This window comes from Luteimonas sp. MC1825, assembly GCF_014764385.1.
Taxonomy (GTDB): Bacteria; Pseudomonadota; Gammaproteobacteria; order Xanthomonadales; family Xanthomonadaceae; genus Luteimonas.
This window is the reverse complement of sequence record NZ_CP061714.1, coordinates 1,956,994-1,979,651: the sequence shown is the minus strand read 5'-3', so window position 1 is coordinate 1,979,651 and position 22,658 is coordinate 1,956,994. Positions and strand designations below refer to the sequence as shown.

Genomic DNA, 22,658 nt, shown 5'->3' with positions numbered 1-22,658 from the left:
CGTCCCGACCCGCGCCTGCCGCCGATGAGCGCACCGTTGCTCGAACAGCTGGTCGAGGCATTCCGCGTGCTGCCAGGCGTCGGCCCAAAGACCGCGCAGCGCATGGCCTACCACGTGCTCGAACGCGGCCGCGACGGCGGACGCCGGCTTGCCGCCGTGCTCGCCGAGGCGGTGGAGCGCATTGGTCATTGCAGCCGCTGCCGCGACTTCAGCGAACAACCGCTGTGCGCGACCTGCGCCAGCGCCGCGCGCGACGTGCAGCTGCTGTGCGCGGTGGAATCACCGGCCGACCGGCTGGCGATCGAACAGGCCACCGGCTACCGCGGCCTGTACTTCGTGCTGCAGGGCCGCCTGAGCCCGCTCGACGGCATCGGCCCGCGCGAGCTCGGCCTGGAGCAGCTGGGCGCGCGCCTCGCCGAAGGCGAGGTGCAGGAACTGATCATCGCCACCAACCCGACGGTGGAAGGCGAAGCCACCGCGCACTACCTGGCGCAGCTGGCGCGCCAGCACGGCGTGCGCCCGAGCCGGCTTGCGCACGGCCTGCCGCTGGGCGGCGAGCTGGAGTACGTGGACCGCGGCACGCTGTCGCACGCGTTCGGGTCGCGCAGCGAAGCCGGCTGAGCGGAGCGCCTGCGGGCTTCGGGCTACGATGCCCGCATCCATCCGGCATGCAGGACCCGCGCCATGTCCACCATCTTCCACAAGATCATCAACCGCGAGATCCCCGCGGACATCGTCTACGAAGACGAACACCTGCTCGCGTTCCGCGACATCGCACCGCAGGCGCCGGTGCACGTGCTGTTCGTGCCCAAGGTCGACGTGGCCACGCTCAACGACCTGCCGCGCGGACAACCCGAACTCGTGGGTCGTCTGGCGCTCGCCGCGGCGGACTACGCGCGGCGCGAAGGCTTTGCCGAGGACGGCTACCGGATCGTCGTCAACTGCAATGGCGACGGTGGCCAGACGGTGTTCCAGCTGCACCTGCACCTGCTGGCCGGCGCGCCACTCGGGCGCTTCGGCACGACCGCCTGAGCGCGCCCGCGGAAACGCGGCCGCTTACCAGTAGCCCCACCACGGCCACGGCGCCGGGCGCGTGATCACGTTGATGTGGTCGCGCCGGGGCCACAGGTAGACCACGTCGGCGGCGACCTGCGGGAAGCGGTAGTCGTAGCCGCCGATCTTGCGGGTCTCGTAGCCGCTGATGCGACCGGTGAAGGTGACATCGCGGTTGCGCTCGAACACCGCCGGGTCGTAGAAGCCGGGGCGGCAGGCGATGAACCGGCCCCCGGTATCGTCGCCTCCCCAGTACGGCCGCCCATAGTGGTCGAGCCGTGCCGACACCATTTCAAAGCAGGTGCTGTCGGGGCGGGGTTCGACCTGGACGATGCGTCCGCCCCAGCGCACCACGGCACCGGTGGCCTGCTGGGCGGCGGCGTCGCGCGGGGAGAGCGGGTTGAACTCGCCCTGCAGCGGGCGAGGCTGCGATGATGCGCAGGCCGCAAGCAGCAGGGCGGCGGCGATGGCGATGAAGGGGCGGATGCTCATGCGGATCTCCGGCATTGCCTGGGGTTGCAGGTGGGGTGTCAGGGGCGATGCGCGCGCAGGTCGTGGACCAGCGTGCGGCCGTCGCCGCCACGATCGCGAGCGTAGCGCCATTCCGCGAAACGCGCGGTGAGCGCGACCAGTGCGGTGGACTGCGGCCGCAGGGCCAGGACCCGCGCGGTCCAGGCGTCGGCGGTCTCGTGCGGCCGGCGCCCGAGGCCGAGGCGCCCGTAGCGCGCGCCCAGCCGGTGCCATGCGCGCAACACCGGGTCACGCTCGCGTTCGCCGCGCGCGACCAGCCACAGCATCGCCGCCAGCGCGGCACCGCCGATCAGCGCGAACAGCGCCACCAGCTGGCTGCTGCCGAGGTCGCCGCCACCCAGCGAGCGCAGCATGCGCTGCTGGCGTGCGGCGTCGAAGCCGAGCACCAGGTCGTTCCAGCCGCGGCGCAGCCAGTCGCCCATGTCGTACATCGGCGCCAGCGCCTGCAACCCGCCCGCGCCTCCCGACGCGCGGTCGGCGAGGGTGTCGTAGATGCGTTCGGGTGCGACCGCGGCGGTCGGATCCACGCGCACCCAGCCGCGCCCGGGCAGCCAGACCTCGGCCCAGGCGTGCGCGTCGGAGCGGCGCACGATCCAGTAGCCGCCGAAGGGATTGCGGTAGCCGCCGGTGTAGCCGGTGACCACGCGCGCGGGGATTCCCGAGGCGCGCATCAGCACCACGAATGCCGAGCTGAAGTGTTCGCAGAAGCCCTGCTTCTGGTCGAACAGGAATTCATCGACCGCGTGCCGGCCCGGCAGCGGCGTGGTCAGCGTGTAGCCGAACTCGGCGCGGATCCAGGCGAGGGCACGCTCCACGATCACCGCGTCGTTGCCGCTGCCGGCCTGCGTGCGCCACTCCCGCGCCAGTGCCATGGTGCGCGGGTTGTAGCCATCCGGCAGCCGCAGCGCGGCGGCGCGCAGGGTGCCGCGCAGGTCGGGCTCGAAGGCCACCGGTGCGGCCGAGGTCATCTGCCAGCGCGTGGTGGCCGACAGCGTCCGGTCGGTGCGCAACATGTGGTCGATCGACGCCTGGGCGCCTTCCGGCACGGCCATGGGCAGTTCGAGCGCGACGAGTTGCCGGCGGTCGGTCGGTTCGACCTCGAGGTCGTAGATGTAACGCCGCGGCCCATGGGTGACCGCTGCGGCCGGCAGGCCGCGGAACCAGGGCGAGGTGGTCCATTCGCGGCCGTCGTAGTTCCACAGCACCGGCCCGCGCCAGTACATCTCCGACGTCGGCGGGGCAGCGCCGTCGAAGGTGACGCGCAGCGCCACGCTGTCGTCGTTCATGAGGTCGAGCCACCCGCCCGGCGCCATGGTGTCCGACAGCCCCGGTCGCGCGATGACGCGTTCCGGCACGCCCCACAGCGGCGTGGCCATGCGCGGGAACAGCCAGAATGCCGCGAGCGCCAGCGGCAGGCCGATGGCCACCAGGCGCAGCACCCGTGCCAGGCGCGGCGCGGGCGCCAGCACCTCGGGTTCGCCGCTCTCCATTTCCGACAGGCGCAGCAGCGCGGCCAGCACCAGCACCGCGGCCACCAGGCCAAGCAGCAGCGACAGCGGTCCCTGGTCGAGCAGGAAGGTCGCGAACGGGGCGAACAGCGCGAAGCCGAGCAGGCTGCGTGCATCGCGCAGCGTGGCCAGTTCCATGGGTTTCAGCGCCAGCATCGCCGCCAGCAGCGCGCAGCCGGTGTCGCGGCCGAACGCAAAGCGCGCGTTGGCGACCACCAGCGCCACCACCGCCAGCGACAGCACCATGCGCAACGCGGCCGGCAACGGGCGACGCCAGGAGGCGGCGGTGGCGACGATGCCGGTCAGTGCAAGCCCGAGCGCGAGCGTGCCCGGCAGCTGCAGCAGCAGCGGCAGCAGGCAGGCGGCCGCGGCCGCGAGCGACCAGCCGCGCGCCTGCGCGTCGAGCGGCGTGCTGCGTGACGGCTTGCGCCTAGCCAAGGCTGCCGTGCTCCGAGCCGGTGGCCGGCGGCAGCAGCGCCAGCGCGCGCAGGCAGGCATGCCGATGCGCGGCGCCGCGTGCCGGGCCGATCGCTGGCTGCTGCGCGAGCTGCAGGCGCCAGCGACGGCCTTCGCGTTCGGCCTGGTCCACCCAGCGCGCCAGCCGCGCGATGCGCGCCTCGTAGGCCAGCGGTGCCAGCGCCAGCCAGTCCAGCACTACGTCGGCACCCTGCGGCTGTTCGTATTCGCGCACCAGCAGCGTGTCGCGGCGCGCCGACGGCTTCCAGGCAATGGCGCGACGCGCGTCGCCACGCCGGTAGGCGCGCAGGTGGTGGACGTCGTCGCCAGCCGGCTGCATGCGCGCCCGGGCATTGTCGCCACGGCCGTGGGGCAGCGGCGGGCCTTCGGCTTCCGGACGCGGATAGACCAGCAGGTCGTCTGCGGGCCACGCATAGGCCCACGCGCGCGCAAGGCCCAAGGGACGCGTGGTCGAGATCCGCAGGCGACCCGGTTGCAGCCATCCGCGCCGCTGCGTGGCCAGCGCCAGCCGCACCTCGCCGGCGCCGTCGCGCAGGGACAGCACGGCGGAGGCGTCACCCGCATCGACGCGCAGGCCGCGCCGCGTGCGCTGCGGATCGGCGCGCGCGTGCACGCGCAGCAGCAACGGCGCGCCCGCGGGTACAGGCTCGGCGTCCACCGCCACGATGCGCAGGCCCGACAGCTGCAGATGCGCCGCCAGCAGGCTGGTGTTGCCCGCGCCGGCCAGCAGCAGGGCCAGCAGCAGCGCCGGATTGTTGTTGTAGTTGAGCGCGCCGAGCAGCATCACCACCACCAGCGCGCCGAAAAAGGCGCCGAACGCGGTGGGCAGCACGTAGATGCGACGGCGGTCGAACGCGACCGGGAGCACTTCCGGGCGACGCGGGCGCGCCAGCCCCTCGAGGCGTGCGCGCAGCCCGGCCAGGCGCCGCTCCGCCATCCTCAATCGACCGCGACGGCGTGCAGGATCGCCTGCGCCAGCGTGGTGTCGTCGCCGGCGTCGACATCGGCCACCAGGCGGTGCGCGGCCACGGCGGCGAACAGATGTTGCACGTCGTCGGGCAGCACGTGCCCGCGGCCAAGCAGCAGGGCGTGCGCGCGCGCCGCGCGCAGCAGCGCGATGCCGGCACGCGGCGACAGGCCGACGCGCACGCCGGCATGGTGGCGGCTGCGCGCCAGCAGTGCCTGCACGTAGCGCACCAGCGCGTCGCTGGCGTGCACCGCGGCCGCGGCTTTGCGCAGCCGCAGCACGTCGTCGTCGCCGAGCATCGGCATGGCCTGCGCGATCAGCGTGCGGCGGTCGGCGCCGGCGAGCAGCGCGCGCTCGGCGGCTTCGTCCGGATAGCCCAGGTCCAGGCGCAGCAGGAAACGGTCGAGCTGCGAGTCGGGCAGGGGGTAGGTGCCGGCGAGGTCCACCGGGTTCTGGGTGGCGATCACGAAAAACGGCTGCGGCAGGGCATGCGTGGTGCCGTCCACGGTGACCTGGTGCTCGGCCATGGCCTCGAGCAGCGCGCTCTGCGTGCGTGGCGGCGCGCGGTTGATCTCGTCGGCCAGCAGCACCTGGGTGAACACCGGGCCCGGGTGGAAGCTGAAACTGCGCGCCTGGGCGTCATACACCGACACGCCGACGATGTCGGAAGGCAGCAGGTCGGAGGTGAACTGCACGCGCTGGAAGCCGAGGCCCAGCGTGGCCGCCATGGCGTGCGCCAGCGTGGTCTTGCCCAGGCCTGGCAGGTCCTCGATCAGCAGGTGGCCGTCGGCGAGCAGGGCGGTGAACGCAAGGCGCACCGCCTGCTCCTTGCCCAGCACCAGGGAATTCACCTGCGCCTGTGCATCTTTCAGGGCCTGGCGCAGGGCGTCGGTTAGCATGGCGTGGCTCACATGGTGTGCAGTCATGCCCGGTTGCCGGGCGGATGATCGAGTCTAACGAGGTCGCTGGCGGATGCGGAAACCGATCGACGCGCGCGTGGTCTTCATCGCGCTGTGGTGCACCCTGCTGCTGGTCAAGGCGGCGATCGCCGTGCGCCTGCCGCTGTTCGTCGACGAGGCCTTCTACTGGCAGGAGAGCCGCCACCTGGCGTGGGCGTACTCGGACCTGCCGGGGCTTACGGCATGGATGATCCGCATCGGCGGCATGGTGTTCGGCGACGGCGTGCTGGCGCTGCGCATGCCGTTCCTGCTGGTCGCCTCGGCGCTGCCGTGGCTGGTGGTGCGCATCGCCGCGCGCGAGTTCGGCGAAGCGCGCGCCTGGGTCGCGGGCATCGCCGCTCTTCTGTTGCCGCTGGCCGGCAGCCTCGGCCTCATGGCGCTGCCGGACACGGCGATGGCGCTGGCGACGCTGCTGTGCCTGGACGCAGGCACGCGCATGCTGCGCGGCGTCGGCTATGGCGTGGTGCTGCAGTTCGCGCTGGGCCTGGCGATCGGTGCGCTCAGCCATTACCGCTTCGCCGCGGTGGTGGGCGTGGGCTTCGTCGCGCTCATGCTGCTGCCGCAGGGCCGCCAGGTGCTGCGCGACCCGCGCGTGTGGATCGCGATCGCGTTCGGCGCGGCGGCGTGGACGCCGCTGCTGGCCTGGAACTTCGAGAACGCCGAAGCGGGCCTGCGCTTCCAGCTGGTCGACCGGCATCCATGGTCGTGGCACCCGGACGGGCTCTGGTTCATCGCGATCCAGTCGCTGCTGGCCACGCCGCTGCTGTTCATCGCACTGCTGCTCGCCGGCGTGCGCGACGCGCGTGACGACAGCGAGCCGGTGCGCTTCCTTGCCCTGTGCGGGCTGTTGCTGGTGATCGGGTTCTTCGTGCTGGGATTCTTCGCCGATACCGAGCGCGTCAGCTTCCATTGGCCGCTGCCGGGGCTGCTCGCGTTGCTGCCGCTGCTGCCGGCGGCCCTGGCGCGCTGGCGGCCATGGCTGCGCGTGGCGACCTGGGTGGTGGCCGCGTGCGGCCTGGTCGCGGTGCTCGGCTATTACGTGCTGGTCTCGATGCCGGCGCTGCGCGCGCAGACCGCCACGCTGAAGTGGTATCCGTCGAACTTCGCCGGCTGGAACGAGCTGGCCGTGGCGGTGCGCGGGCAACGCGCCGCCATGCCGGCGGGGACGCGACTGGTCGCCGACAACTTCAAGGTCGGCGCGGAACTCGGCTTCGCGCTCGACAATCCGCGCATCGAAGTGCTGGAACATCCGGTCAACCGCGACCACGGGCGCGCGCCCCAGCTGCGGTTGTGGGGCCTGGAGGCGAGCGGGGCGGTCGATCGCGGCGTGGATCCGGTGCTGCTGGTCGTGGCCGCGAGCGAAGTGGAATACAAGCACCTGCTGCTGCGCTACCACGCGCTGTGCCGGCGCTTCGGGCCGCTGCCGCCGCCGCGCGTGGTCAACGTCGACCACGGGCGCACGCGGTTCCTGCTGTTCGCGCTCGGCCCACGTGCCGAGGCCATGCCCGAAGGCGGCTGCACGCTGCCGGCGATGGCCTGGCTCGACAGCCCGGCATCCGATGCCCGCGTCGACGACCACGTCGCGGTGGCGGGATGGGCGTTCAAGGACGGCGTGGGCATCGACCGCGTCGAGGTCACGCTCGACGGCACGGTGGTGGCGACCGCGCAGTACGGGCTGGAGCGGCCGCATGTCGCCGGCTACTGGTCGATCTCCACCGATGTCGCGCATCCGGCCGTCGGTTTCCAGGCCGATGTGATGCTGCCGCCGGGCCTGCAGGGCGCGCACTGGCTCGGCCTGCGCCTGCATGGCAAGGACGGCAGTGTCGAGGACTGGCCCGAACAGCGCATCGTGGTGGGGAACAGCGACTGAGGTGCCGCGCGCGCCACCGCGCCGCGGCCGCCGCCACGCTCAGGGCAGGATGCAGCCGGCCGCGCGCAACAGGCGCGCGGTCGCAATCAGCGGCAGGCCGACCAGCGCCGTCGGATCGGTGCTGTCGATGGCTTCGAACAGCGTGATGCCGTAGCCCTCGCACTTGAAGCTGCCGGCGCAGTCCCAGGGCTGCTCGGCATCGACATAGCGCGTGATCGCGGCGATGTCGAGCGCGCGCAGGCGCACGCGCGTGGTATCGCTCTCGGCATGCACGGCGCCGCCTGCCGCCACGGCCACGGCGGTATGGAAGACGACTTCGCGCGACGCCATCCCGAGCAGCTGGGCGATCGCGGCGTCGCGCCCGCCGGCCTTGCCGATGGGCCGGCCGTCAAGCTCGGCTACCTGGTCGGAGCCGACCACGCACGCATCCGGATGCGTCGCAGCGACCGCCGCGGCCTTGGCGCAGGCCAGGCGCATGGCCAGGAGGGCGGGCGATTCGCCGGGGCGTGGCGTCTCGTCGACCTCGGGGCGGACGGATTCGAAGGGCAGCCGCAGCCGCGCCAGCAGTTCGCGGCGATACGGTGAGGTGGACGCGAGCACGACGGCAGGCGCGGGCATGTCAGTGCAGCGGCGCGCGCGCGCGCTCGATCCGCGACAGCTCCCGCTCGATGCGGCTGCGCGCGGTGTCGATGGAGTCGCGCACGGTGGCCAACTCGGCCAGCGAGGCGCGTGCGCCGTGTTGCTGCAGCCACAGGCGCTGGCGCAGCATTTCCTGCATGGCGGCGCGCACCGGATCGACGGCGTCGCCCGCGACCGCCTCGAATTCGGCGCGCGCGGTGCGCAGGCGCGATTCCAGGGCGTCGGCGGCGTCGAGGACACCGGTCATGGCGCGGCGGCGCCGGCCGATGCCGGCCTGGCGCAGCAGCAGCCACAGGCCCGCGGCCAGTGACGCGAGTACAATCAGCAGCGGCGTCAGGGACACGCGGGAGCCCTCGGTGGTGGGCCAGCAGTCTGCCCGCTGCGGCCCGGCGCGGGCAAATCCCCCCGTACGCGCGGATCTGGCCGCGATCCGCGGTTTGACAGGGCAGGGGCCGAGGCCTAACATTCTCCGGCTTATGTCTGCAGACGTGCCCGAGGTATTGGACGCTTGGCGCATGGTCGCGGCCCGGCGCGAGTTTGCTGGCCGCCTGCCGCTGTCCGCGCTTGCGCGGTTGGCCGACACGCTGGTCGATGCCGAAGGGGACGTTTCCTTCAGCCTCGGCTTCGATCGTGACGAGTTGCAGGTGCCTTTCGTGGAATTGAGGATCGACGCGGAGTTGCCGCTGCTTTGCCAGCGCACCCTGCAGCGGTTCCTGTTCCCGGTGTCGCTGGTGCAGCGGCTTGGCCTGCTGCGTGCGAGCGATGACGAGAGCGAGAGCGAGGCTGCCGAAGCCGCGTTGCCGGAGGGGTACGAAGCCCTGCTGGTGGCCGACGACGGTCTCGTGCGCCCCGCGGAGCTGGTCGAGGACGAGCTGATCCTGGCCGTGCCGGTGGTGCCAATGGCACCCGGTTCGGAAAGCGTCGAGCGCGACTGGCCGGTCTCGGAAGATGAAGAACAAAGTGCCAACCCGTTCGCGGCGTTGGCTGACCTGAAAAAGAATTGACAACCCGGTTTCGTTTGGAGCACACCCATGGCCGTACAGAAGTCCCGCGTTTCCCCCTCCCGCCGTGGCATGCGCCGTGCGCATGACGCGCTGAGCGCCAAGCAGCTGTCCACCGACCCGACGTCGGGCGAGACCCACCTGCGCCACCATGTCACCCCGGACGGTTTCTACCGCGGGCGCCAGGTCGTGCAGCCGAAGGTCAAGATCGCCGACGAGGATTGACCTCTCCGCCCGTCGCGCTGCGTCGGGCAGGCCCATCGCGCGTGCGCCCCGCGCCGCGCGATCCGCCGGCATTGCCGGCGCTGGAACCAACGAGGTCGATCCACCAGATGAGCGAGTCCGCAACTCCCGCGACGGCGCCCGCGCCGCGCATCTATGCGCGCATCGCGGGTACCGGCAGCTACCTGCCGGCCAAGGTGCTGACCAACGCCGACCTGGCCGAGTTCGTCGATACCAGTGATGAGTGGATCGCCAGCCGCACCGGCATCCGCCAGCGGCATATCGCCGCCGAGGGCGAGACCACCGGCGACCTCGCCTACCACGCGGCCGTGCGTGCGATGGAAGCCGCCGGCGTCGACGCTTCCGAACTCGACCTGATCATCCTCGGCACCACCACGCCGGACATCATCTTCCCGTCCACCGCCTGCCTTGTGCAGCACCGCTTGGGTGCCAACGGCTGCCCGGCGTTCGACGTCAACGCGGCCTGCTCGGGGTTCGTCTATGCGCTGAGCGTGGCCGAGAAGTTCATCACCTCCGGCGCCGCGAAGACCGCGCTTGTGATCGGTGCCGAAACCCTTACCCGCATGGTCGACTGGAGCGAGCGCACCACCTGCGTGCTGTTCGGCGACGGCGCCGGCGCGGTGGTGCTCAAGGCCGATGCCGAGACCGGCATCCTCAGTACCCACCTGCACGCCGACGGCGGCAAGAAGGAGCTGCTCTGGAACCCGGTGGGCGTGTCCGTGGGCTTCAAGGAAAACGAGAAGAACGCCGGCTTGCGCATCAACATGGCGGGCAGCGAGGTGTTCAAGGCCGCGGTCAAGGCGCTGGACGCGATCGTCGAAGAGACCCTCGAGGCCAATGGCGTCGACCGCCATGACATCGACTGGCTGATCCCGCACCAGGCCAACCTGCGCATCATCGAAGCCACGGCCAAGCGGCTGGACATGCCGATGGAGCGGGTGATCGTCACCGTCGACAGGCACGGCAACACGTCCTCGGGCTCGGTGCCGCTGGCACTGGACGAGGCGGTGCGCTCCGGCAGGGTGCAGCGCGGCCAACTGGTGCTGCTGGAAGCCTTTGGCGGCGGATTCACCTGGGGCTCGGCGCTGCTGCGCTACTGAGCCGCGCCACATCCCGCGAGGCCAGGGCCGCGATCTTCGCGGCCCTTTCCGTTCTTGCGTGCCTGGAAAGAGCTTCTTGTGCCACGGATTAGGCGGATGACGCGGATCCGGACCAGGCAGGTGAGGGATGGCGGTCGCGCAGCCGGGTCAATACGGGCGGGTACAGACGGACCGGGGCGTTCACGCTTATCATCCCCCGGCTTTTGAATCGGACCGTACGCTTGACCGCATCCCAGCTTGCTTTCGTGTTTCCAGGACAGGGCTCACAGGCCCCCGGCATGCTCGCCGGCCTCGCCGCGCGCGGCACCGTGGTGCGCGACGCGTTTGCCGAAGCTTCGGACGGCGCCGGCGTCGATCTCTGGGCGCTGGCGCAGGATGCCGACGACAGCTCGCTCAACCACACGGAATTCACCCAGCCCGCGCTGCTGGCGGCGGGTATCGCCGTGTGGCGCGCGTGGGAGGCGCAGGGTGGCGAAGCGCCGACGCTGCTTGCCGGCCACAGCCTGGGCGAATACGCCGCGCTGGTCGCCGCGGGCGCGCTGTCGCTGGCGGACGGCGCGAAGCTCGTGCGCCTGCGTGGCCAGTTGATGCAGGACGCGGCACCCGCCGGCACCGGCGCGATGGCGGCCGTGATCGGTGCCGACGACGCGCTGGTGCAGGACACCTGCGTCGAGGCTTCAGGCGAGGCCGGCGTGGTGGTGCCGGCCAACTTCAACTCGCCGGGGCAGATCGTCATCGGCGGGCATGCGGCCGCGGTGGACCGCGCGCTGGAACTGCTTGCGGCCAAGGGCGTGCGCAAGGTGGTGAAGCTGGCCGTCAGCGTGCCGTCGCATACGCCGCTGATGCGCGAAGCCGCCAACCGCCTGTCCGAAGCCATGTCCGGACTGGCGTGGAGCGCCCCGGCATTGCCCGTGGTGCAGAACGTCGACGCCGAGGTGCATGACGGCGTGGAGGCGATCCGCGACGCGCTGGTGCGCCAGCTGTACCTGCCGGTGCAATGGACCTCCTGCGTCCAGGCGCTGGCCGGCCGCGGCGTCACCCGCGTCGGCGAATGCGGCCCCGGCAAGGTCCTCACCGGACTGGCCAGGCGCATCGACAAGTCACTGGACGCGCGCGCGCTCGGTACCCCGGACGACTTTGATGCCGCCTTGGCGGAATGGAAGAAAAGCTGATTCCTTTGCCACGGATCTGCGCGGATGAACGCGGATAGGGCAAAGACGAAGCCGTGTCTTGTCTGCGAATGCTTGATCCGCGTTCATTCGCGTCAATCCGTGGCAAAAAACGCTCTTACTGATACAGGCAACGACGTATGACACAGGAATTGAAGGGCGAGGTCGCGCTGGTGACCGGCGCGAGCCGCGGCATCGGCGCGGCGATCGCCGACCAGCTGGCCGCCATGGGCGCCACGGTCGTCGGCACCGCGACCAGCGAGGCGGGCGCGCAGGCGATCGCCGCGCGCTTGGCGGAGCAAGGCGGCCAAGGCCGCGTGCTGGACGTATCGGTTCCGGGTGACATCGAGGCGCTGGTCGATTCGATCGCCAAGGAGGTCGGCGCGATCTCGATCCTGGTGAACAATGCCGGCATCACCCGCGACAACCTGCTGATGCGCATGAAGGACGAGGACTGGCAGGCCATCCTCGACACCAACCTCACCAGCGTCTACCGCGCCTCGAAAGCCGTGATGCGCGCGATGATGAAGGCGCGCCGCGGCCGCATCATCAACATCGCCTCGGTGGTCGGGGTGACCGGCAACGCCGGGCAGGCCAACTACGCCGCCGCCAAGGCCGGGGTGATCGCGTTCAGCAAGTCGCTGGCGAAGGAGATCGGCAGCCGCGGCGTGACCGTGAACGTGGTCGCGCCGGGCTTCATCGCCACCGACATGACCCGCGACCTGCCTGAAGCGTCCAAGGAAGCCCTGGTCGGCCAGATCGCACTGGGTCGCCTGGGCGAGGCGGCCGATATCGCCCGTGCGGTCGCATTCCTGGCCGGGCCGGGCGCAAGCTATATCACCGGCGAAACCCTGCACGTCAATGGCGGCATGTACATGCCGTGACACCGCGCAACGTCCCACCCGTTTCCCTTACACTATCCACCGCAACTGCCTCCACCGGAGCCGAATACCCATGAGCAGCATCGAAGAACGCGTCAAGAAAATCGTCGTCGAACAACTGGGCGTCAAGGAAGACGAGGTCAGCACCAGCGCCTCCTTCGTCGACGACCTTGGAGCCGACTCCCTCGACACCGTCGAGCTGGTGATGGCCCTCGAAGAAGAGTTCGAGTGCGAGATCCCGGACGAGGAAGCCGAGAAGATCACTTCGGTGCAGCAGGCCATCGATTACATCAAGGCCCACGTCAAGGCCTGATGCGTCCAGTGCGGCCCTTGGCCGCAGCGTGACAACCCGGGGCCGCTGATGCGGCCTCGGGCGTTTTCGGCGCGCCGGTTGGCGGCGCGCGCAACCGTCCAGGAGTCCACATGTCCAAGCGTCGCGTCGTCATCTCCGGCCTCGGCATCCTGTCGCCGCTGGGCAATGACCTGGCCTCGTCCTGGCAGGGCATCGTTGACGGGCGTTCGGGCATCGGCCCGATCACCAACTTCGACGCGTCGGGCTTCGCCACGCGCATCGCCGGCGAGGTCAGGGGCTTCGACCCGACGCAGTGGATCGCGCCCAAGGACGTCAAGAAGATGGACCCGTTCGTGCACTACGGCGTGGCCGCGGCGCTGATGGCGATCGCCGACGCGGGGCTCGACGTGGCGGCCGATCCCGAGCGCATCGGCGTGGCCATCGGCGCCGGCATCGGCGGGCTCAAGGGCATCGAGGAAACCACGCTCAAGTACGCCGAGGGCGGCGCGCGCAAGATCTCGCCGTTCTACGTGCCGAGCACCATCATCAACATGATCGCCGGCCAGGTTTCGATCATGACCGGCGCGCAGGGCCCCAACATCGCCGCCGTCACCGCCTGCACCACGGCGACGCACAACATCGGCCTGGCGATGCGCATGATCCAGTACGGCGATGCCGACGTGATGATCGCCGGCGGCGCCGAGTACGCCACCACGCCGACGTCGCTCGGCGGCTTCTGCGCGATGAAGGCGCTGTCCACCCGCAACGACGATCCCGCCGCGGCGTCCCGCCCCTGGGACGAGGGCCGCGACGGCTTCGTCATGGGCGACGGCGCCGGCATCCTGGTGATCGAGGAATACGAACGGGCCAAGGCCCGCGGCGCGCGGATCTATGCCGAACTTGCCGGCTTCGGCATGAGCGGCGACGCGTACCACATGACTGCGCCCAGCGAGAGCGGCAGCGGCGGCGCGCGTTGCATGCGTGCGGCGATCAGGGACGCGGGCATCGATCCGTCCGCGCTCGGCTACATCAACGCCCACGGCACCTCCACCCCGGCCGGCGACCTGGCGGAGACCATGGGCATCAAGAGCGTGCTCGGCGGGCACGCACGCAAGGTCATGGTGAGCTCCACCAAGTCGATGACCGGGCACCTGCTCGGTGCGGCCGGTGGCGTGGAGGCGGTGTTCTCGGCGATGGCCCTGCACACGGGGGTCATTCCGCCGACCATCAACCTCCACAATCCCTCGCCGGGCTGTGACCTCGACTACGTGCCGCATACCGCGCGCCAGCAGCAGGTGGACATTGCCATGTCCAACTCCTTCGGCTTCGGCGGCACCAACGGCAGCCTGGTCTTCCGCCGCATCTGACGCATCGCCGCCGCCTCCGCGGCGGCAGCGGCCTGCCTGCATGCTGACCATCCGCTCCCTGCCATCCGGCGTCGACCTGCTGGCGCTGCAGCGGCGCGCGCCCGCGCGTTTCCCGCTGTTGCTTGAGTCGGTCGCCTCCGGCACTGCGCAGGGGCGCTGGGACATGCTGCTCGCCTCCGACGGCGCCCGCATCAGCCTGGGGCGTGACGGCCGCAGCGTGCGCGAGGACGGCAGTGTCGCGGGCGCGAATTTCCTTGCCGCACTCGATGCCGACTGGCAGGCGCTGCGCCTGCCGCGCGAAGAGCCGCTGTGGCCGTTCCGCGGCGGCTGGGCACTGCTGCTGGGCTACGAGCTGGCGGCGGAAGTCGAACCCGTGCTGTCGCTGCCCGCCGCGGAAGGCATTCTGCCGGTTGCGGTCGCCTGCCGCTGTCCTGGCGCGGTCCTGCGCGACCGCGCCAGCGGCGAGGTGGTGGCGGTGGCCGAGCGCGGGTACGAGGCGCTGCTCGAGGCGATTGTCGCCGACGCGATGTCCGCCGCCGCGCCGCCGCCGCCCGGATGGCCGGGCGTGATCGCCTGCGAAGAAGATCTGGGGGAAACCTATCTCCACGGCGTCGCGCGTGCGCTCGACTACATCCGTGCCGGCGACGTGTTCCAGGTCAACCTGTCGCGCGGCTGGGACGTGCGCTTCGACGCCCCGCTCGAGCCCGCGGCGCTGTACCAGCGCCTGCGCCTCGCCAATCCCGCGCCGTTCGCCGGCCTGTTCGACCTGGGCGATGCCGGTGCGGTGGTCAGTGCCTCGCCCGAGCGCCTGGTGTCGGTACGCGGTGACGTCGTGGAGACGCGCCCGATCGCCGGCACCCGGCCGCGGCTGGCCGGTGACGACGACGCGGGACGCATCCGCGAGCTGGTCGGGCACGCCAAGGAGCGCGCCGAGCACGTGATGCTGGTGGACCTCGAACGCAACGACCTCGGCCGCGTCTGCCAGGCGGGCAGCGTCGAAGTCGACGAGCTGATGGTGGTGGAAAGCTATGCGCACGTGCACCACATCGTCAGCAACGTGCGTGGCCGGCTGCGTGCGGATGCAACGCCCGGCGCTGTGCTGCGCGCGGTGTTCCCCGGCGGCACGATCACCGGGGCGCCCAAGGTACGCTGCATGCAGGTGATCGCGGAACTCGAGGGTGTCGGCCGCGGTGCGTACACCGGCGCGATGGGCTGGTTGAACCGCGACGGCGACCTCGACCTCAACATCCTGATCCGCAGCGCCGAAGTCGCGGGCGCCCAGCTGCGTTTCCGCACCGGCGCCGGCATCGTGGCCGATTCGGATCCGGCGCATGAACTCGACGAAACCCGCGCCAAGGCGCGCGGCATGCTGCAGGCGCTTGGCCTGACCGGCGATGCAGTCGGCAAGGTATCCTGAGGCCATGCTTGCCATCATCCCCGCGGGTCCCGCCGCATGAGTGCCTGGTCGGCGCTGAAGCGCATCGCACTGGCCCTGTTCCTGCTGTCCGCGCTGGTGATCGGCGGCGCGGCGTACTGGGGCTGGACCCACTACACGAGCTTCGCGTCGGCGCCGTTGCCGGGTGTCGAGGACGGCGACAGCCTGGTGGTCGAGCGCGGCGATTCCCTGCGCCGGGTGGTCACCCGCCTGCGCGGGCAGGGCAAGGCCGCGGGCAGCGACATCGAGTGGCGGCTGCTTGCCCGCCAGCTGGGTGCCGGCGACCGCATCCAGGTCGGCGAGTACGCACTGGAACCGGGCATCACGCCCTCGCAGCTGCTGCTGCGGATGCGCGACGGCAAGGTGGTGCACCACCGCGTGACCATTGTCGAAGGATGGAACATCCGCGAGCTGCGCGCGGCGCTGGCGCGCGCCACGCCGCTGGTGCAGACGCTGCACGAGCTCGACGATGCCGCGCTGATGGCGGCGCTGGGACGCGACGGCGTGCACCCGGAAGGCCGCTTCCTGCCCGAGACCTACGCCTACACCACCGGCGACACCGACCTCGACCTGCTGAGGCGCGCGGCAGCCGACCTCGACAGCGCGCTTGACGCCGCCTGGGAAGCACGCGCCCCCGACCTGCCGATCTCGTCGAAGGACGAAGCACTGGTGCTGGCGTCGATCGTGGAGAAGGAAACCGGCATCGCCGAAGAGCGCGCGCGCATCGCCGGCGTGTTCACCCGCCGCCTGCGCATCGGCATGCGACTGCAGACCGATCCCACGGTGATCTACGGCATGGGCAGCAACTATGCGGGCAACATCCGCCGCGCCGACCTGCTCGCCGATACGCCGTACAACACCTATACCCGCGACGGCCTGCCACCGACGCCGATCGCGATGGCCGGGCGCGATGCGCTGCGCGCCGCCACACAGCCCGCCGAGGGCGATGACCTCTACTTCGTCGCCGTTGGCGATGGCAGCGGCCGGCATGTCTTCTCGCCGTCGCTGGACGCGCACAACACGGCGGTGCGCGAGTACGTGCGCCGCTACCGCCAGCAGCACGCGCCGCGATGAACGCGGTGCCGATGCATCCGCGGCTGGTCTCGCTGGAGGGCGGGGAGGGCGCGGGCAAGACCACGGTGCTGGCTGCGCTGCAGGCCGAACTGGCCGCGCGCGGCGACGAGGTGCTGGTGACCCGCGAACCCGGCGGCACGCCGCTGGCCGAGATGATCCGCGATCTGCTGCTGTCGCCCGGGCACGAGCCACCGGCGGCCGAGACCGAGCTGCTGCTGATGTTCGCGGCGCGCGCGCAGCACGTGCGCGAGGTCATCAACCCGGCGCTCGCACGCGGCGCCTGGGTGCTGTGCGACCGCTTCACCGATTCCAGCTTCGCCTACCAGGGCGGCGGCCGCGGGCTCGATCCCGCGCTCATCGAAACGCTCGAGCGCGGCGTAGTCCGCCTGCGTCCGGGCCTGACCTTGCTGCTCGATCTGGACGTCGCCCAGGGGCGCGCCCGCACCCGCGGCCGCGACCCGCAGCCGGACCGCATCGAGCGCGAGCGCGACGAGTTCTTCGAGCGCGTGCGCGCCGCGTTCCTGGCACGCGCCGCGGGCGATCCGGTGCGATTTCGCGTCATCGACGCTTCGCGCGCTGCAGGCACCGTGGCGGCAGATGCTGTCGCGCGCCTGCGCGAATGGCGAGGCGGCGCATGATGCCGACCGACGCCATGGCGCCCTGGCAGCAGCGCGTGCACGACCACGCCGCGGGCGCGATCGATGCCGGGCGCATGGGGCACGCGCTGCTGTTCTGCGGCCCGGCGCGGTTGGGCAAGCGGCGCGTCGCCGAGCAGCTGGCGCAGCGCGTGCTGTGCCTGGCGCCCGACACCGGCCTGCGCCCCTGTGGCGCCTGCCGCGCGTGCCGGCTGTACCTGTCGCGCAGCCAGAAGGATCCGCTTGAGGAGCGTCCCGACAAGGCGCTCGCGCATCCGTTCGGCCATCCCGCGCATCCCGATGCGGTGTTCGTCGGCTATGCGTGGCGCTTCACGCCGTCGCCGCAACGGCAGCTGACGCAGATCTCGGTCGACCAGGTGCGTGAACTCTCCGAGCGCCTGTCGACGACACCGCAGTACGGCAGCGCCAAGGTCGCGATCATCGAACCGGCCGACGCCATGAACGAGGCGGCCGCCAACGCGCTGCTGAAGACGCTTGAGGAGCCCGTGCCAGGGCGCTACCTCTGGCTCATCACCGACAATCCCGCGCGCCTGCCGGCGACGATCCGCAGCCGCTGCCAGCGCCTCGAGTTCCGCCTGCCGCCCGCTGACGAGGCCGCGACATGGTTGCAGGCGCAGGGCCATCCCGCCGCCGCTGCGGTCGAAGCGCTCGCAGCGGCACGCGGCCATCCCGGTCTTGCCGATGCCTGGCTGCGCGACGGTGGCATGGCGCTGCGCAGGGCGGTGGCCGCCGAGCTCGGCCGGGTCGCGCGCAATGACGCGTCGGCGCTCGAGGTGGCCAAGGCCTGGACCGGCGATGACGATGCCGACAAGCGCCTGCGGCATGCGGCGGACATCGCGGTCGCGGAAGCGGCCGGCTTGACCGATCCGCTGCGAATCCGGAAGCTGGCGGCCTGGTTCGATGCCGCCAACCGCACCAGGGACCTGCTGCGCACCACGGTGCGCGCGGACCTCGCGGTCGCCGAGCTGCTGCTGTCCTGGCGCAGTGCGGCGGGTGGCGACACGGCAAGGGGAGTGGCGAAATGAGTGCAACCGGTGGTGCGCGGCAGGGCATCCTGTCCCTCGCGGTCAAGGACAAGGCGCAGCTGTATGCGGCCTACATGCCTTACCTGAAGCACGGCGGGATCTTCGTGCCCACCACGCGGCGCTACTTCCTCGGCGACGAGGTGTTCGTGCTGCTGACGCTTCCTGAATCCAGCGAACGCCTGCCGGCCGCCGGCAAGGTGGTCTGGGTCACGCCGCCGGGCGCGCAGGGCAACCGCACCGCCGGCATCGGGGTGCAGTTCGCCGACACCGCCGAGGGCGAGAACGTGAAGGGCCGCATCGAGACCCTGCTCGCCGGTACGCTGAATGCGGAAAAGCCTACGCACACGATGTAGGGTGGTTTGGACAGCTTTTTTCTCGCGAAGGCGCGAAGGCGCGAAGAAAGCGAGTTTTTTTTGCGCGGCCTGTCCGCCCGCGATTGCGCGCCGCGTTGTCGGGGGAGTGTGGTCGTTGCTGGAGGCCTCCGATGGCCCGTCGAATCCACCTTTTCCTGTCCTGCGCCGCCACCGCGCTGGCTCTTGTCTCTTCCGGCTGCGGCCAGCACGCCTCCACGGCGGATGCGCCGCGGTCGTCTCCCCCGGAAATGGCGATGGTGGGCGCGGTGCTGTTGGAGGGACTGGGCGACTACAGCTTCCCGGTCAGCAGCACGCATCCGGAGGTGCAGCGCTGGTTCGACCAGGGCCTGGCGCTGACATACGGCTTCAACCATGACGCCGCGGAGCGCGCCTTCCTCAAGGCCACCGAACTCGACCCGGCGTGCGCGATGTGCTGGTGGGGCGCTTCGCTGGTGCTCGGACCGCACGTCAACGCTGCCATGGACCCGGCCGACAATGCCGACGCGTGGAGCCGGCTGCAGCGCGCGCGTGAACTGGGGCCCAGTGCGACCGCGCGCGAGCAGGCATTCATCGAGGCGCTGGCGGCGCGCTACGCCGCGCAGCCGCCCGAGAATCGCCGCCCGCTGGATGAGGCCTATGCCAAGGCCACAGGCACGCTGGTGAAGCAGCGCCCGGATGACCTCGATGCCGCGGTGCTGCATGCCGAGTCGCTCATGGACCTGCAACCATGGGACTACTACGACCAGGAACTGCGGCCCAAGGGCCATACCGCCGAGGTGGTGCAGACGCTGGAATCGGTGATCGCGCGCGACCCCGAACACGCCGGCGCGCTGCACCTGTACGTGCATGCGGTGGAGGCATCCGCCGATCCGCAGCGCGGCGTCGTGGCCGCCGACCGCCTGCGCCAACTTATCCCGGGTTCGGGACACCTTGTGCACATGCCCGCGCACATCTATGCGCGCGTCGGCCGCTGGCACGACGCGGTGCTCGCCAACCAGCGCGCCATCGAAGCCGATGACGCGTACCTCGCGATCTGCCGCGGCAACGTGAAGGGTGTCTACCCGCTCGGCTACGTGCCGCACAACCACCATTTCCTGTGGTTCGCCGCGAGCATGGAAGGCAGCAGCAAGCTGGCCGGCGAGGCCGCGCGCCATACGTCGGAACGCACCGAGCTGCCGGAGCTGATGCGCCAGCCGGGCTTCGCCGGCCTGCAGCACTACTGGATGACGCCGTGGTTCGAGCGCGTGCGCTTCGGCCGCTGGGACGAGATCGCCGCCGCGCCCAACCCGGCCCCGGACCTGCCCTACGTCACCGCGATCTGGCACTACGCGCAGGGCATGGCAGCGGTGCGGCAGTCACGGCCAGCCGATGCCGACCGCCATCTCGCCGCACTGCGACCGCTTGCCGCGGACCCGGAGATGGAAACCTTGATGGTGTGGGATCGTTATCCGCTCGCGCATTCGGCCCGCATCGCCGAGCGCGTGCTCAGCGCCGAGATCGCCGCGTCGCGTGGCGACCATGGCACCGCAATCGCGGCGCTGCGCGAGGGCGCGAAGATCGAGGACGGCATTCCCTACGACGAACCACCGGGCTGGCATGCGCCGGTGCGCCACACGCTGGGCGCGGTGCTGCTCGATGCCGGGCGCGCGGCGGATGCCGAGAAGGTGTATCGCGAGGAACTGCACCGCAATCCGGGCAATGGCTGGTCGCTGTTCGGCCTGGCCAAGAGCCTGGACGCGCAGCGCAAGACGCGCGAGGCGGCCGATGTCCGGCGCCGGTTCGCGGCGGCCTGGCAGAACGCGGATGTCGAGCTGACAGCGTCGCGGATGTAAGGGCTGAGGCGTCCTTCAGCTCCGCAACACCGCAGCATCCCATCCCGGGCGCGGCGCGAAACGATCGCCATGGACCGCCTGCAGCGCCTTGAGCCGGGCGAGCACCACAGCGACGCCGGTCTCGCGCACGTACTGGATCGGGCCGCCGCGGAACGGCGCGAATCCGGTCCCGAAGATCACGCCGGCGTCGAGCAGGTCGGCGTCGGCGACCACGCCGTCGTGCAGCGCGGCGACCGCCTCGTTGATGAGCGGCAGGATCAGGCGATCCTCGAGGTCGGTCGGGGCCTGGTAGTCCTTCGGTACCTCGGGCTTCTTCGCCTTGCCTTCGGCCCAGGTGTACAGGCCCTGGCCGTCCTTCTTGCCGCGCTTGCCGGCCTCGGGTGGCGTCGACAGCGAGGCGGGGATCGGCAGGCCGAGGAACGGCGCGAGCTCCGCGCCCACGCCCACCGCCACGTCCAGGCCCACCGTGTCGATCAGCTCGATCGGACCCATCGGCATGCCGAACTTCACCGCGGCCTTGTCGATCACCGCACCCGGGATGCCCTCGGCGTGTGCGGTCGCGGCCTCGAGCATGTACGGGAACAGCAGGCGGTTGACCAGGAAGCCCGGGGTGCCCGTCACAGGCACCGGCAGCTTGTCGATCGCCTTGCAGAACGCCGCCAGGCGCCGTTCGGTCTCCGGGTCCATGACGTCGTGGCGTACGATCTCGACCAGCGGCATCATCGCCACCGGGTTGAAATAGTGCAGGCCGGCGAAGCGCGCCGGCTGTGCCAACCCGCCGCGCAGCTCGTCGAGCGGGATCGACGAGGTGTTGGTGGTCAGCAGCGCGTCGGCTTTCAGCCGTGGCTCCACGCTGGCGTACAGCGCGCGCTTGGCTTCGGGCTGCTCGATGATGGCCTCGATCACCAGGTCCGCGGTGGCCACGCCGTCGCCAGCGAGGTCGGCCTTCAGGCGCGCGGCAACCGCGGGCCGCCTGGCCGCGTCCTTGACCTTCTTCGCGAACAGCTCTTGCGCGCGCGCCATGGCCTTGTCGATGAAGGGCTGCTCGCGGTCCTGCAGGGTGACGTCGAAGCCCTTGTAGGCCGCCCAGGCGGCGATGTCGCCGCCCATCACACCGGCGCCGACGACATGCACGTGCTGGATGCCACTGTCCTTGCCGCCCATGCCCTTCAGGCGTTCCTGGAGGAAGAACACCCGCGTCAGGTTGCGCGCGGTGGGCGTGCCGGCCAGCCTGACCACAGACTTGCGCTCGGCCGCGAGGCGCTTCTGCACGCCGCCGCCCGTGCGCCGCCAGGTCTCGATCAACGCGTACGGCGCGGGGTAGTGCTCCTTGCGCGCCTTGCGCGCAACCTGCTTCACCAGCATCGGCGCCAGCAGTTGGCGCGCCGGCCAGGTGTTGGTCAGCCAGGCCGTGGCGCGCTGCTTGAACGGGCGGACTCGTCCACCGATCGCGAGCGCGACGGCTGCATCGACCAGGCGCGCGGGCTCGACCACCTCGTCGACCAGGCCGATGCCCTTTGCCGCCGACGCCGACAGGGTGCGGCCGGTCAACATCATGTCCATCGCCGCCGGCGTGCCCACCAGCCGCGGCAGGCGCACGCTGCCGCCCCAACCGGGATAGATGCCGAGCTTCACCTCGGGCAGGCCGATGCGCGTGGACGGATCGTTGCTGGCCACGCGCCAGCGGCAGGCCAGCGCGATCTCGGTGCCGCCGCCCATGCAGAAGCCGTGGATCGCGGCCACCGTGGGGCAGGGCAGGTCGGCCAGCCGCTGGAAGGCCTGTTGGCCGCGGCGGATGGAATCCCCGATGGTGCCCTTGGCATCGAACGCGGCGAACTCGCGGATGTCGGCGCCGGCGATGAAGCCGCGCGCCTTGCCGGAGCGCAGCACCAGCGCCTTCGGTGGATCGAGCGCCAGGCGTTCGAGCAGCGCGTCGAGTTCGACCAGCACGTCCTGTGCAAAGGTGTTCACCGACTCGCCGGCGCGGTCGAACGTCAGCAGCACGACGCCATCGGCACGCTCTTCGGCTTGCCAGTGGCTGAAGCGCAGACCATCGAGGCCAGCAATCATTCGGAACCATCCGTTGGGGTACGTGCGGGGACCTATGATCCAGAGTCCGTTCAGCCCGCGTCAAATCGGCTTGTCTGGGACTTCGCGCCTTGCGGCAGTGGCCTGCGGGCCCCAGATCATCCGCCAGCCGGGAACTTTTCCCGCCGCACATGGTCA

The 22,658-nt window shown here is 71.0% G+C and carries 23 protein-coding genes; 16 read left to right on the top strand and 7 right to left on the bottom strand.

The genetic code is table 11. From position 1 onward, the window contains the following. Positions 1-24: 24 nt before the first annotated feature. Entirely contained in the window at positions 25-621 is a 597-nt protein-coding gene (gene recR / locus IDM46_RS09175) for a recombination mediator RecR (RefSeq protein ID WP_182820461.1), read from the top strand. Positions 622-684: 63 nt separating this feature from the next. After that, complete coding sequence (locus IDM46_RS09170; protein ID WP_185115538.1) at positions 685-1,032, top strand: histidine triad nucleotide-binding protein; 348 nt, start codon at positions 685-687, stop codon at positions 1,030-1,032. A gap of 24 nt (positions 1,033-1,056) precedes the next feature. On the opposite strand, the gene IDM46_RS09165 is transcribed toward IDM46_RS09170, so the two are convergent. The 4 genes from IDM46_RS09165 to IDM46_RS09150 are packed head-to-tail and all read right to left on the bottom strand — an operon-like array spanning position 1,057 to position 5,435. Continuing rightward, the gene (locus tag IDM46_RS09165; protein ID WP_182820463.1) at positions 1,057-1,545 is read right to left on the bottom strand and encodes a Slp family lipoprotein; all 489 of its coding nucleotides are present in this window, start codon (positions 1,543-1,545) and stop codon (positions 1,057-1,059) included. 38 nt (positions 1,546-1,583) lie between these two features. Next, positions 1,584-3,590 carry a DUF3488 and transglutaminase-like domain-containing protein gene (locus IDM46_RS09160; RefSeq protein ID WP_185115536.1) on the bottom strand — a complete coding sequence of 669 codons (2,007 nt, stop codon included), beginning with the start codon at positions 3,588-3,590 and terminating at the stop codon, positions 1,584-1,586. After that, positions 3,523-4,506 carry a DUF58 domain-containing protein gene (locus IDM46_RS09155; RefSeq protein ID WP_182820465.1) on the bottom strand — a complete coding sequence of 328 codons (984 nt, stop codon included), beginning with the start codon at positions 4,504-4,506 and terminating at the stop codon, positions 3,523-3,525. Before IDM46_RS09155 ends, IDM46_RS09160 begins: the two co-directional genes overlap by 68 nt. A gap of 2 nt (positions 4,507-4,508) precedes the next feature. Next, entirely contained in the window at positions 4,509-5,435 is a 927-nt protein-coding gene (locus tag IDM46_RS09150; RefSeq protein ID WP_185115535.1) for an AAA family ATPase, read from the bottom strand. A 73-nt stretch (positions 5,436-5,508) separates the two neighbouring features. On the opposite strand from IDM46_RS09150, the gene IDM46_RS09145 reads away from it, so the two are divergent. Continuing rightward, the gene (locus IDM46_RS09145) at positions 5,509-7,365 is read left to right on the top strand and encodes a glycosyltransferase family 39 protein (RefSeq protein ID WP_185115534.1); all 1,857 of its coding nucleotides are present in this window, start codon (positions 5,509-5,511) and stop codon (positions 7,363-7,365) included. A gap of 39 nt (positions 7,366-7,404) precedes the next feature. Here the strand turns inward: IDM46_RS09145 and IDM46_RS09140 are convergent, their stop codons facing one another. Next, a complete protein-coding gene (locus tag IDM46_RS09140) occupies positions 7,405-7,983 on the bottom strand; it encodes a Maf family nucleotide pyrophosphatase (protein ID WP_182820468.1) in 579 nt (192 codons plus the stop codon). 1 nt (position 7,984) lies between these two features. Continuing rightward, positions 7,985-8,347: a hypothetical protein gene (locus tag IDM46_RS09135; protein ID WP_182820469.1), complete on the bottom strand. Its 363-nt coding sequence runs from the start codon at positions 8,345-8,347 to the stop codon at positions 7,985-7,987. A gap of 133 nt (positions 8,348-8,480) precedes the next feature. Between IDM46_RS09135 and IDM46_RS09130 the strand changes: the two genes are divergently transcribed. The 13 genes from IDM46_RS09130 to IDM46_RS09070 all read left to right on the top strand — a co-directional run bounded on the left by IDM46_RS09130 (position 8,481) and on the right by IDM46_RS09070 (position 20,432). Beyond that, positions 8,481-9,008: a YceD family protein gene (locus tag IDM46_RS09130; RefSeq protein WP_182820470.1), complete on the top strand. Its 528-nt coding sequence runs from the start codon at positions 8,481-8,483 to the stop codon at positions 9,006-9,008. A 27-nt stretch (positions 9,009-9,035) separates the two neighbouring features. Continuing rightward, positions 9,036-9,230, top strand: coding sequence for a 50S ribosomal protein L32 (gene rpmF, locus IDM46_RS09125; RefSeq protein ID WP_182820471.1), 195 nt, complete (start codon positions 9,036-9,038; stop codon positions 9,228-9,230). Positions 9,231-9,337: 107 nt separating this feature from the next. Next, positions 9,338-10,348: a beta-ketoacyl-ACP synthase III gene (locus IDM46_RS09120; RefSeq protein WP_185115533.1), complete on the top strand. Its 1,011-nt coding sequence runs from the start codon at positions 9,338-9,340 to the stop codon at positions 10,346-10,348. A 221-nt stretch (positions 10,349-10,569) separates the two neighbouring features. Further along, entirely contained in the window at positions 10,570-11,520 is a 951-nt protein-coding gene (gene fabD, locus IDM46_RS09115; protein ID WP_185115532.1) for an ACP S-malonyltransferase, read from the top strand. A gap of 137 nt (positions 11,521-11,657) precedes the next feature. Beyond that, positions 11,658-12,401 (top strand): 3-oxoacyl-ACP reductase FabG, encoded by a 744-nt coding sequence (gene fabG, locus IDM46_RS09110; protein WP_182820474.1) that lies wholly within the window; start codon positions 11,658-11,660, stop codon positions 12,399-12,401. A gap of 70 nt (positions 12,402-12,471) precedes the next feature. Next, positions 12,472-12,711, top strand: a complete 240-nt coding sequence (acpP, locus tag IDM46_RS09105; RefSeq protein ID WP_182820475.1) for an acyl carrier protein — start codon at positions 12,472-12,474, stop codon at positions 12,709-12,711. A gap of 110 nt (positions 12,712-12,821) precedes the next feature. Beyond that, the gene (gene fabF / locus IDM46_RS09100) at positions 12,822-14,057 is read left to right on the top strand and encodes a beta-ketoacyl-ACP synthase II (RefSeq protein WP_185115531.1); all 1,236 of its coding nucleotides are present in this window, start codon (positions 12,822-12,824) and stop codon (positions 14,055-14,057) included. A 40-nt stretch (positions 14,058-14,097) separates the two neighbouring features. Next, on the top strand, positions 14,098-15,474 hold the full coding sequence (locus IDM46_RS09095) for an aminodeoxychorismate synthase component I (protein WP_185115530.1): 1,377 nt from the start codon (positions 14,098-14,100) through the stop codon (positions 15,472-15,474). 36 nt (positions 15,475-15,510) lie between these two features. Next, complete coding sequence (gene mltG, locus IDM46_RS09090) at positions 15,511-16,566, top strand: endolytic transglycosylase MltG (RefSeq protein WP_182820478.1); 1,056 nt, start codon at positions 15,511-15,513, stop codon at positions 16,564-16,566. Further along, positions 16,563-17,204, top strand: coding sequence for a dTMP kinase (gene tmk / locus IDM46_RS09085; protein ID WP_223877948.1), 642 nt, complete (start codon positions 16,563-16,565; stop codon positions 17,202-17,204). The genes mltG and tmk overlap by 4 nt, the downstream gene beginning before the upstream one ends. Further along, positions 17,201-18,247 (top strand): DNA polymerase III subunit delta', encoded by a 1,047-nt coding sequence (locus tag IDM46_RS09080; RefSeq protein ID WP_182820479.1) that lies wholly within the window; start codon positions 17,201-17,203, stop codon positions 18,245-18,247. The genes tmk and IDM46_RS09080 overlap by 4 nt, the downstream gene beginning before the upstream one ends. Further along, entirely contained in the window at positions 18,244-18,600 is a 357-nt protein-coding gene (locus IDM46_RS09075; RefSeq protein ID WP_182820480.1) for a PilZ domain-containing protein, read from the top strand. Before IDM46_RS09080 ends, IDM46_RS09075 begins: the two co-directional genes overlap by 4 nt. A 131-nt stretch (positions 18,601-18,731) precedes the next feature. Beyond that, positions 18,732-20,432, top strand: coding sequence for a hypothetical protein (locus tag IDM46_RS09070; RefSeq protein ID WP_185115529.1), 1,701 nt, complete (start codon positions 18,732-18,734; stop codon positions 20,430-20,432). Positions 20,433-20,447: 15 nt separating this feature from the next. On the opposite strand, the gene IDM46_RS09065 is transcribed toward IDM46_RS09070, so the two are convergent. Beyond that, positions 20,448-22,502, bottom strand: a complete 2,055-nt coding sequence (locus IDM46_RS09065) for a 3-hydroxyacyl-CoA dehydrogenase NAD-binding domain-containing protein (protein WP_182820482.1) — start codon at positions 22,500-22,502, stop codon at positions 20,448-20,450. Between the last annotated feature and the right edge of the window lie 156 nt (positions 22,503-22,658).

Excerpts from the sequence above, each read along its gene's own strand:
- IDM46_RS09120 (WP_185115533.1), top strand. The coding sequence starts at position 9,338 with ATGAGCGAGTCCGCAACTCCCGCGACGGCGCCCGCGCCGCGCATCTAT.
- tmk (WP_223877948.1), top strand. The coding sequence starts at position 16,563 with ATGAACGCGGTGCCGATGCATCCGCGGCTGGTCTCGCTGGAGGGCGGG.
- IDM46_RS09095 (WP_185115530.1), top strand. The coding sequence starts at position 14,098 with ATGCTGACCATCCGCTCCCTGCCATCCGGCGTCGACCTGCTGGCGCTG.
- IDM46_RS09145 (WP_185115534.1), top strand. The coding sequence starts at position 5,509 with ATGCGGAAACCGATCGACGCGCGCGTGGTCTTCATCGCGCTGTGGTGC.
- IDM46_RS09070 (WP_185115529.1), top strand. The coding sequence starts at position 18,732 with ATGGCCCGTCGAATCCACCTTTTCCTGTCCTGCGCCGCCACCGCGCTG.
- rpmF (WP_182820471.1), top strand. The coding sequence starts at position 9,036 with ATGGCCGTACAGAAGTCCCGCGTTTCCCCCTCCCGCCGTGGCATGCGC.
- fabG (WP_182820474.1), top strand. The coding sequence starts at position 11,658 with ATGACACAGGAATTGAAGGGCGAGGTCGCGCTGGTGACCGGCGCGAGC.
- mltG (WP_182820478.1), top strand. The coding sequence starts at position 15,511 with ATGAGTGCCTGGTCGGCGCTGAAGCGCATCGCACTGGCCCTGTTCCTG.
- recR (WP_182820461.1), top strand. The coding sequence starts at position 25 with ATGAGCGCACCGTTGCTCGAACAGCTGGTCGAGGCATTCCGCGTGCTG.
- IDM46_RS09080 (WP_182820479.1), top strand. The coding sequence starts at position 17,201 with ATGATGCCGACCGACGCCATGGCGCCCTGGCAGCAGCGCGTGCACGAC.
- IDM46_RS09155 (WP_182820465.1), bottom strand. The coding sequence starts at position 4,506 with ATGGCGGAGCGGCGCCTGGCCGGGCTGCGCGCACGCCTCGAGGGGCTG.
- IDM46_RS09150 (WP_185115535.1), bottom strand. The coding sequence starts at position 5,435 with ATGCTAACCGACGCCCTGCGCCAGGCCCTGAAAGATGCACAGGCGCAG.
- fabF (WP_185115531.1), top strand. The coding sequence starts at position 12,822 with ATGTCCAAGCGTCGCGTCGTCATCTCCGGCCTCGGCATCCTGTCGCCG.
- IDM46_RS09075 (WP_182820480.1), top strand. The coding sequence starts at position 18,244 with ATGAGTGCAACCGGTGGTGCGCGGCAGGGCATCCTGTCCCTCGCGGTC.
- acpP (WP_182820475.1), top strand. The coding sequence starts at position 12,472 with ATGAGCAGCATCGAAGAACGCGTCAAGAAAATCGTCGTCGAACAACTG.
- IDM46_RS09170 (WP_185115538.1), top strand. The coding sequence starts at position 685 with ATGTCCACCATCTTCCACAAGATCATCAACCGCGAGATCCCCGCGGAC.
- IDM46_RS09140 (WP_182820468.1), bottom strand. The coding sequence starts at position 7,983 with ATGCCCGCGCCTGCCGTCGTGCTCGCGTCCACCTCACCGTATCGCCGC.
- IDM46_RS09165 (WP_182820463.1), bottom strand. The coding sequence starts at position 1,545 with ATGAGCATCCGCCCCTTCATCGCCATCGCCGCCGCCCTGCTGCTTGCG.
- IDM46_RS09065 (WP_182820482.1), bottom strand. The coding sequence starts at position 22,502 with ATGATTGCTGGCCTCGATGGTCTGCGCTTCAGCCACTGGCAAGCCGAA.
- IDM46_RS09130 (WP_182820470.1), top strand. The coding sequence starts at position 8,481 with ATGTCTGCAGACGTGCCCGAGGTATTGGACGCTTGGCGCATGGTCGCG.
- IDM46_RS09160 (WP_185115536.1), bottom strand. The coding sequence starts at position 3,590 with ATGCCTGCCTGCGCGCGCTGGCGCTGCTGCCGCCGGCCACCGGCTCGG.